General features: G+C 60.9%; 7 protein-coding genes. All 7 read right to left on the bottom strand.

Annotation, left to right across the window (positions count from 1 at the left end):
• Nucleotides 1–321: 321 nt before the first annotated feature.
• A complete protein-coding gene (locus tag AC09SL_RS28990; protein WP_155742075.1) occupies nt 322–522 on the bottom strand; it encodes a nucleoid-structuring protein H-NS in 201 nt (66 codons plus the stop codon).
• 165 nt (nt 523–687) lie between these two features.
• Complete coding sequence (fba, locus tag AC09SL_RS28985; RefSeq protein WP_003177554.1) at nt 688–1,752, bottom strand: class II fructose-bisphosphate aldolase; 1,065 nt, start codon at nt 1,750–1,752, stop codon at nt 688–690.
• Nucleotides 1,753–1,935: 183 nt separating this feature from the next.
• The gene (locus AC09SL_RS28980; RefSeq protein ID WP_058543087.1) at nt 1,936–2,271 is read right to left on the bottom strand and encodes an MliC family protein; all 336 of its coding nucleotides are present in this window, start codon (nt 2,269–2,271) and stop codon (nt 1,936–1,938) included.
• Between the two features lie 56 nt (nt 2,272–2,327).
• Nucleotides 2,328–2,549, bottom strand: a complete 222-nt coding sequence (locus AC09SL_RS28975) for a hypothetical protein (protein WP_058543086.1) — start codon at nt 2,547–2,549, stop codon at nt 2,328–2,330.
• A gap of 31 nt (nt 2,550–2,580) precedes the next feature.
• Nucleotides 2,581–3,744 carry a phosphoglycerate kinase gene (locus AC09SL_RS28970; protein WP_064106881.1) on the bottom strand — a complete coding sequence of 388 codons (1,164 nt, stop codon included), beginning with the start codon at nt 3,742–3,744 and terminating at the stop codon, nt 2,581–2,583.
• Between the two features lie 24 nt (nt 3,745–3,768).
• Nucleotides 3,769–4,824, bottom strand: coding sequence for an erythrose-4-phosphate dehydrogenase (gene epd / locus AC09SL_RS28965; protein ID WP_058544192.1), 1,056 nt, complete (start codon nt 4,822–4,824; stop codon nt 3,769–3,771).
• Between the two features lie 197 nt (nt 4,825–5,021).
• Nucleotides 5,022–7,019 carry a transketolase gene (gene tkt, locus AC09SL_RS28960; protein ID WP_058544193.1) on the bottom strand — a complete coding sequence of 666 codons (1,998 nt, stop codon included), beginning with the start codon at nt 7,017–7,019 and terminating at the stop codon, nt 5,022–5,024.
• Nucleotides 7,020–7,194 lie beyond the last annotated feature (175 nt).

Below are 7,194 nucleotides of genomic sequence, written 5' to 3'. Positions count from 1 at the left end.
GTTTGAGCAGGACCTGTGGGAGCAAAGCTTGCTCGCGAGGCGGCCTGACAGCCGACCTGGTGCTCCGGGTCGTACACCCATCAATCTGTTTGAGCAGGACCTGTGGGAGCAAAGCTTGCTCGCGAGGCGGCTTGACAGCCGACCTGGTTCTTTCCGGAGGTATACCAATCAGATTTTGGGGGAGCGAGCCTGCTCGCGAAGAGGCCGGTACATTCAACATCTTCATCGACTGAACCACCGCCTTCGCGAGCAAGCTTTGCTCCCACAGGTCCTGCTCAAACAGATCTGATGGGTGTACGACTGAGAGAGCCAGGCCGGCTACTAGGCCGCCTCGCGATGGACGTTGATCTCAGACGCCCCGTTAACCACGCTGGCCGAACGCAGGCATTGCGCAGTGGGCATCCCGGCATGGATGCCGGGATAGCCGCGCCGGGCCATGGATGGCACTTCGCGGCGGGCCCACGGAGCAATGCCTTCGTTCGGGCATGCCGAGCCTAGGCGAGGCACCGAGTGGTGGGGCAAAAGCGTTTTGCTTACTTTTGACTGGGCCGGCTTCCGGGCTCTTCAAAAGTGAGCCGCCGTCAGGGCGGAACCCTAAGCAGCCGTTACCAAAGAAACGGATATACACCCAAACCCCAAACATAAAAAAACCCGCATCACTGCGGGTTCTCTCACAACGCTAAAACATCAATTAACCTTAGCGTTCAACTCACCCTTCAAATACCGCTGATACATAGCCTCCAGCGAGATCGGCTTGATCTTGGAAGCATTACCCGCAGTACCAAACGCCTCATAACGCGCAATACACACATCACGCATCGCCGTCACGGTCGCACCGAAGAACTTACGCGGATCAAACTCACTCGGATTGGTCGCCATCAAACGACGCATCGCACCAGTGGAAGCCAGGCGCAAATCGGTATCGATGTTGACCTTGCGCACGCCATACTTGATGCCTTCGACGATCTCCTCAACCGGTACACCGTAGGTCTCTTTGATGTCGCCACCGTACTGGTTGATGATCGCCAGCCATTCTTGTGGAACCGAGGAAGAACCGTGCATCACCAGGTGAGTGTTGGGGATGCGCTTGTGGATTTCCTTGATGCGGTCGATCGCCAGCACGTCGCCGGTTGGCGGCTTGGTGAACTTGTAGGCGCCGTGGCTGGTGCCGATGGCGATGGCCAGGGCGTCGACCTGGGTCTTCTTGACGAAGTCCGCGGCTTCTTCCGGGTCGGTCAGCATCTGGCTGTGGTCCAGCACGCCTTCGGCGCCGATGCCGTCTTCTTCACCGGCCATGCCGGTTTCCAGCGAGCCCAGGCAACCCAGTTCGCCTTCCACCGACACGCCGCAGGCGTGGGCCATGGCGACGGTCTGTTGGGTGACGCGTACGTTGTACTCGTAGTCGGTCGGGGTCTTGCCGTCTTCGCCGAGGGAACCGTCCATCATCACCGAGCTGAAGCCCAGCTGGATGGAGCGCTGGCAGACGTCCGGGCTGGTGCCGTGGTCCTGGTGCATGCACACCGGGATGTGTGGGAATTCTTCGATCGCTGCCAGGATCAAGTGACGCAGGAACGGCGCGCCGGCGTATTTGCGGGCACCGGCCGAAGCCTGGACGATCACCGGAGAGTCAGTCTTGTCAGCGGCTTCCATGATGGCGCGCATCTGCTCAAGGTTGTTGACGTTAAAGGCTGGAACGCCGTAGCCGAACTCGGCTGCGTGGTCCAGCATCTGACGCATGCTGATAAGTGCCATTAGTGTGTCTCTCCCGGTCGAGGGTCGTTAATCGTGCCAGCCTGCCGGAGCGGCGGCGGCTATTCAAGTCATTGCGGATCGGGGGTCGGCCCCGTTCTGCGTGTTCAATGAAACAAAAACTCAAAACGTATGGAGGCCCCTGTGGGAGCGGGCTTGCCCGCTCCCACATTGGATCTCAGTGGATCAATCAGCCTTGCAGCCACGCCCAATCAAGTCATTGGTGGCGACCCAATACACCAGGCCTTCCTCACCCTTGACGTGGAACGCCAGCATGTCATCGCTGTACAGCGAACCCGACGCGCCTGGCTCCTGCTTGAGGTGATAAACCTTATCCGCGCCGCCCAGGCGTACATCGACTTCCTCGCGGGCGGCATCGGTGTAGCGCCAGAGCACTTTGGCCTCGCTGTCACAGGTCCAGGTCGTCCAGCCCTGTGCAACAGGTTCGGACGAGTGCAAAAAACCCAGTTGCGCACAACCGCCCAGCAATGCCAACGCCACGACGGCGATCAAGCCTTTCATCCGTGTTCCTCGACTGACGACGCGCGCCGCCAGCCATGAGTAAAAAGTCTGACCCGTCAAGGACAGCCATGTTCCTTGACGGGGGTTTGCGTCTCGTATTTGTCCAGGCCATCCGGCCCGGAACGCTTGTTCAGCACCGGGTTGGTCTCGGCCTGCCATTCGGCCTGGTAGCAGCCCTTTTCAGGCGGCGTCCCAGTCTCGGGGGCCGTTTCCTTCGGGCTGCTCGAGCAGGCCGCCAGCACCGTCGCCGCCAACAGCAACGTGAACGTCTTGACCATCAGAACACTCCTTTGCCTGGTCAACGCAGCTTCAAGCCTTGGCCCGGCTTTCCAGGACTTCCACGGCAGGCAACACTTTGCCTTCGACGAACTCCAGGAATGCGCCGCCGCCGGTAGAAATGTAGGAGATCTGCGAGGCCACGCCATATTTGTCGATGGCCGCCAGGGTGTCGCCGCCGCCAGCGATGGAGAATGCGTCGCTCTCGGCGATGGCCTGGGCCAGCACCTTGGTGCCGTTGCCGAACTGGTCGAACTCGAACACGCCGACCGGACCGTTCCACAGGATAGTCTTGGAAGATTTCAGCAGTTCGGCGAAGTTGGCTGCGGTTTGCGGGCCGATGTCGAGGATCATGTCGTCCTCGGCTACGTCATCGATCAGCTTGACGGTGGCGGTGGCGCTTTCTGCGAATTCCTTGGCCACGACCACGTCCACCGGCAACGGCACGCTGACCTTGGCGGCGATTTCCCGGGCGGTGTCCAGCAGGTCCGGCTCGTACAGGGATTTGCCGACCGGGTGACCGGCCGCGGCGAGGAAGGTGTTGGCGATGCCGCCACCGACGATCAACTGGTTGCAGACCTGGCTCAGACTGTTGAGCACGTCCAGCTTGGTGGAGACCTTGGAGCCGGCAACGATGGCCGCCATCGGCTGGGCCGGGGAGCCCAGGGCCTTGCCCAGTGCGTCCAGTTCAGCAGCCAGCAACGGGCCTGCGGCGGCGACTTTGGCGAACTTCGCCACGCCATGGGTCGAACCCTCGGCGCGGTGGGCGGTGCCGAACGCGTCCATCACGAACACGTCGCACAGGGCAGCGTATTGCTGGGCCAGCTCGTCGGCGTTCTTTTTCTCGCCTTTGTTGAAACGCACGTTTTCGAACAGCACGACATCACCGGGCTTGACGTCCACGCCGCCCAAGTAGTCGGCCACCAGCGGCACGTCACGGCCCAGGGCACGGCTCAGGTAATCGGCGACAGGCTTGAGGCTGTTCTCGGCCGAGAATTCGCCCTCGGTCGGACGGCCCAGGTGCGAGCAGACCATCACTGCCGCACCTTTTTCCAGGGCCAGCTTGATGGTCGGCAGCGAAGCCAGGATACGCGCGTCGCTGGTGACAACACCGTCCTTGACGGGGACGTTGAGGTCTTCGCGGATCAGTACGCGCTTACCTTGCAGATCGAGGTCGGACATCTTCAACACGGTCATGGGTCGCAATTCCTGGGTAACTGTTTAGAGAGCAGGTTTTTTAGAAGCGGTTTGCAGGTAATGCTCGGCAACGTCCAGCATTCGGTTGGCAAACCCCCATTCGTTGTCGAACCAGGCCAGGATGTTCACAAGCCGAGGCCCGGAAACACGGGTCTGGCTGGCATCGACAATGGCCGAATGCGGGTCATGGTTAAAATCACAACTGGCATGAGGCAACTCGGTGTAGGCCAGAAGGCCTTTGAGCGGACCGCTAGTGGCGGCTTCGCGCAGGATCCGGTTGACCTCGGTGGCGTCGGTATCGCTCACGGTCTGCATCGTAATGTCGAGGCAGGACACGTTGACCGTCGGCACCCGCACGGCTTTGGCCTGAATTCGCCCGGCAAGTTCCGGTAACAGCCGTTCGATGCCGCGCGCCAGACCAGTGGACACCGGAATCACCGACTGGAACGCCGAACGGGTGCGGCGCAAGTCTTCATGGTGGTAGGCGTCGATCACCGGCTGGTCGTTCATCGCCGAGTGAATGGTGGTGATCGACACGTATTCCAGGCCAATGACCTGGTCCAGCAGGCGCAACAGCGGTACACCGCAATTGGTGGTGCAGGACGCGTTGGACACCAGCAACTCGTCGCCGGTCAGGCAATCCTGGTTCACACCGTAGACGATAGTGGCATCCACGTCCGCTTCACTGGCCATCGGCTGGGAAAACAGCACCCGTGGCGCGCCAGCAGCGAGAAAACGCTGGCCGTCTTCGCGGGTGTTATAGGCACCGGAGCACTCGAGCACCAGATCGACATCCAGGGACGCCCAATCGATGCTTTCGGGGGTGGCACTGCGCAGGACTTTCACGCAGTCGCCATTAATATGCAGACAATCGCCCTCGACCCGCACTTCGCCGGGAAACCGGCCGTGGGTGGAGTCAAAGCGTGTCAGGTATTCGATGCTGGCCATGTCGGCCAGATCATTGATCGCCACGATCTCGAAACCAGCCTTGGCCCCTCGCTCGAACAACGCACGCAAGACGCAACGACCTATCCGGCCGTAGCCGTTGAGTGCAACTTTGTAGGGACGCGGTTGGGGCATGGGGTTCTCGATAGTCGCGGGAAACGAATTCGTGCTGACCACACAAATCCCTGTAGGAGCTGACGAGTGAAACGAGGCTGCGATCTTTCCCCCAACGCTTGAATCTCAAGTGAAAGATCAAGATCAAAGGATCGCAGCCTCGCTACACTCGTCAGCTCCTACAGGAAGCGCGGTGGTCTCGGCCACCGCCTCGTGTCTTAGTCTTCCAGCAGCTCTTCAGCCTGGCCCAGGATATTTTCCAGGGTGAAGCCGAATTCCTCGAACAGCGCCGGCGCAGGTGCCGATTCGCCGTAGGTGGTCATGCCGATCACGCGACCTTCCAGGCCCACGTACTTGTACCAGTAATCGGCATGAGCAGCCTCGATGGCGATCCGCGCACTGACCTGCAATGGCAACACCGCTTGCTTGTAGCCAGCATCCTGGGCGTCGAACACGCTGGTGCAAGGCATGGACACTACGCGCACGTTGCGGCCCTGCTCGGTCAGCTTGTCGTAGGCCTGGACGGCCAGGCCGACTTCGGAACCGGTGGCGATCAGGATCAGCTCAGGCTCGCCAATGCAGTCCTTGAGCACGTAGCCGCCGCGGGTGATGTCACCGATCTGGTCGGCATCGCGGTTCTGGTGCTGCAAGTTCTGGCGGGAGAAGATCAGCGCCGACGGGCCATCGTTACGCTCGATGGCGTATTTCCATGCCACTGCCGACTCCACGGCATCGCATGGGCGCCAGGTGTCCAGGTTCGGCGTGCAACGCAGGCTCGCCAGTTGCTCGATCGGCTGGTGAGTCGGGCCGTCTTCGCCCAGGCCGATGGAGTCGTGGGTGAACACGTAGAGCACGCGCTTTTTCATCAGCGCCGACATGCGCACGGCGTTGCGGGCGTATTCCATGAACATCAGGAAGGTCGCGCCGTAAGGTACCAGGCCGCCATGCAAGGCCACGCCGTTCATGATTGCGCTCATGCCGAACTCGCGAACGCCGTAGTACATGTAGTTGCCGCTGGCGTCTTCAGCGCTGACACCTTTGCAGCCTTTCCACAGGGTCAGGTTGGAACCGGCCAGGTCGGCCGAACCGCCCAGCAGTTCCGGCAGCAATGGGCCAAAGGCGTTCAAGGCGTTCTGGCTGGCCTTGCGGCTGGCGATGGTTTCGCCCTTGGCGGCGACCTCAGCGATGTACGCCGAGGCTTTTTCGGCGAAGTCCGCCGGCAGCTCGCCGCTGAGGCGACGCACCAGTTCATTGGCCAGCTCAGGGAATTCGGCGGAATACGCGGCGAAGCGCTGATCCCATTCGGCCTCGAGCGCGCGGCCTTTTTCCTTGGCATCCCATTCGGCATAGATGTCGGCCGGGATTTCGAACGGGCCGTGGTTCCACTTCAGTGCGGCGCGGGTCAGGGCGATTTCCTCGGCACCCAGTGGTGCGCCGTGGCAGTCTTCCTTGCCTTGTTTGTTCGGCGAGCCGAAACCGATGGTGGTCTTGCAGCAGATCAGGGTCGGCTGGGCGCTTTTGCGGGCCGTCTCGATGGCGGTCTTGATCTCTTCCGGATCGTGGCCGTCGACGTTGCGGATCACCAGCCAGTTGTAGGCTTCGAAGCGCTTGGGGGTGTCGTCGGTGAACCAGCCTTCGACTTCGCCATCGATGGAGATGCCGTTGTCGTCATAGAAGGCGATCAGCTTGTCCAGGCCCAGGGTGCCGGCCAGGGAGGCGACTTCATGGGAAATGCCTTCCATCATGCAGCCATCACCCAGGAATACGTAGGTGTGGTGATCGACGACGTTATGGCCTGGGCGGTTGAATTGCGCTGCCAGGACTTTTTCCGCCAGGGCAAAGCCCACGGCGTTGGCAAGACCCTGGCCCAATGGACCGGTGGTGGTTTCCACGCCTGGGGTGTAGCCGTATTCCGGGTGGCCCGGGGTGCGACTGTGCAGTTGGCGGAAGTTCTTCAGGTCATCGATCGACAGGTCGTAGCCGGTCAGGTGCAGCAGCGAGTAGATCAACATCGAGCCGTGACCGTTGGACAGTACGAAACGGTCACGGTCGGCAAACGATGGGTTGCTCGGGCTGTGCTTGAGGTAGTCGCGCCAAAGCACCTCGGCGATATCCGCCATACCCATGGGGGCACCGGGATGGCCGCTGTTGGCTTTCTGCACGGCATCCATGCTGAGGGCACGAATGGCATTGGCACGCTCACGACGGCTGGGCATCGCTGTTCTCCTGCGGGTATTGAATCGAGAATGAATAAAACGAAACTGAAAAAGGCGAGCATTTTCCCTCACCCACCCGCCCCGGGGCAATGACAGATAGTCATCCTTGGGTGTTTTTCCGGTGGATAAAGTCGCATTCGCCAGGTGAAACCTTTCCGCTGATGGCTTGTAGAGT

It is taken from the genome of Pseudomonas sp. PF05 (genome assembly GCF_056521845.1).
This window is presented reverse-complemented; position numbering and strand designations above follow the sequence as displayed.

Excerpts from the sequence above, each read along its gene's own strand:
- fba (WP_003177554.1), bottom strand. The coding sequence starts at position 1,752 with ATGGCACTTATCAGCATGCGTCAGATGCTGGACCACGCAGCCGAGTTC.
- AC09SL_RS28980 (WP_058543087.1), bottom strand. The coding sequence starts at position 2,271 with ATGAAAGGCTTGATCGCCGTCGTGGCGTTGGCATTGCTGGGCGGTTGT.
- AC09SL_RS28975 (WP_058543086.1), bottom strand. The coding sequence starts at position 2,549 with ATGGTCAAGACGTTCACGTTGCTGTTGGCGGCGACGGTGCTGGCGGCC.
- AC09SL_RS28970 (WP_064106881.1), bottom strand. The coding sequence starts at position 3,744 with ATGACCGTGTTGAAGATGTCCGACCTCGATCTGCAAGGTAAGCGCGTA.
- epd (WP_058544192.1), bottom strand. The coding sequence starts at position 4,824 with ATGCCCCAACCGCGTCCCTACAAAGTTGCACTCAACGGCTACGGCCGG.
- tkt (WP_058544193.1), bottom strand. The coding sequence starts at position 7,019 with ATGCCCAGCCGTCGTGAGCGTGCCAATGCCATTCGTGCCCTCAGCATG.